The 1,654-nt window shown below is 63.4% G+C and carries 2 protein-coding genes; both read right to left on the bottom strand.

The features are described 5' to 3' along the window. Positions 1 to 1,423: NADH-quinone oxidoreductase subunit M (locus AC1DU6_RS30295; protein WP_477861768.1), on the bottom strand; the 1,423-nt coding region annotated here is incomplete at its 3' end. A 20-nt stretch (positions 1,424 to 1,443) separates the two neighbouring features. Then, a partial coding sequence (locus tag AC1DU6_RS30300) for a hypothetical protein (protein WP_477861770.1) occupies positions 1,444 to 1,654 on the bottom strand: 211 nt, incomplete at its 5' end.

A 1,654-nucleotide genomic window follows, 5' to 3' on the forward strand; every position in this document is an offset into this window, starting at 1 on the left:
GCATCACGTCGGTGAAGGGCTTGGGATAGAGGCCCATGTACAGCGTCGCCACGGCCAGCAGAGCGAGCATGAGGAATTCGCGGGTATTGATGTCGGTCAGCGCGCGCACGTCGTCGTTGGCAATATCGCCAAAGTAGACGCGCTTGATCATCCACAGCGTGTAGGCCGCGCCAAAGACCAGGGCCGTCGCGGCGATGCCGCCCAGCCAAAAGTTGGCCTTGACGGTGCCGAGGATGACCATCCACTCGCCGACGAAGCCGGCCGTGGCGGGCAGGCCGCAGTTGGCCATGCCGAAGAAGACGGCAAAGGCAGCGAACTTGGGCATGGTGTTGACGACACCACCATAGGAAGCGATCTCACGCGAGTGCACGCGGTCGTAGAGCACGCCGATGCACAGGAACATCGCACCCGACACGAAGCCGTGCGAGATCATCTGTACCAGGCCGCCAGAGACGCCCAGTTCGTTGAAGATGAAGAAGCCCAGCGTCACGAAGCCCATGTGGGCGATGGACGAGTAGGCCACCAGCTTCTTCATGTCCTTCTGCACCAGGGCCACCAGGCCGATGTAGACGACGGCGATCAGCGACAGCGCAATGATCAGCCAGGACCAGTGGCGGGCGGCGTCCGGCGCGATCGGCAGCGAGAAACGCAGGAAGCCATAGCAACCCAGCTTCAGCATGATGGCCGCCAGCACGACGGAGCCGCCGGTGGGGGCCTCGACGTGGGCATCGGGCAGCCAGGTGTGCACCGGCCACATCGGCACCTTGACCGAGAAGGCGGCCAGGAAGGCGAAGAACAGCCAGGTCTGGGCGCCACCGGTCAGCGGCAACTTGTGCCAGGTCTGGATGTCGAAGCTGCCGCCGGGAACCTGGGAGTACAGGTAGAGCAGCGCGATCAGCATCAAGAGCGAGCCGGCCAACGTATAGAGGAAGAACTTGAAGGCCGCATAGACGCGGTTCGGGCCGCCCCAGACGCCGATGATGATGTACATCGGGATCAGTGTGGCCTCGAAGAAGACGTAGAACAGCATGCCGTCCAGCGCGCTGAACACGCCCACCATCAGGCCCGACAGGATCAGGAAGGCGCCCATGTACTGGTTGACGCGGGTCTCGATGACCTCCCAGGCCGAGATCACCACGATGATGGTGATGAAGGCCGTCAGCGGCACGAACCACATCGAGATGCCGTCCACGCCCAGGTGGTAGCTGATGTTGAAGCGGTCGATCCAGGGTTGGTTCTCGACGAACTGCATGGCAGCCGTCGATGTGTCAAAGCCGGTGATCAGCGGGATGGTGGCGAGGAAGCTCGCCACGGCAGCGACCAGGGCCAGCCAGCGCACGGCGTGCGCCTGCTCGTCGCGCCCGAGCGCCAGCAGCAAGGCGCCGCAGACGATGGGCAGAAAAATCGCAAGACTCAGCAACATTCTTGTTCTCCGCCTCTCGCTCAGAACCCGAACAGGGCGCTGAACTGGGGCTTGATATAGGGCCAGAGCTGCCAGGTCATCAGGCCGGTGACGCCAAGGATCATGACGAGGGCGTACCAGTACAGATAGCCGCTCTGCAGGCGGCGCACCAGGCCCGCGATGCCACCGACGCCACGCGCCGAGCCATTGATGATGAGTCCGTCGATCAGCCCGGCATCGCCACCCTTCCAC

It is taken from the genome of Roseateles sp. P5_B10 (genome assembly GCF_056400485.1).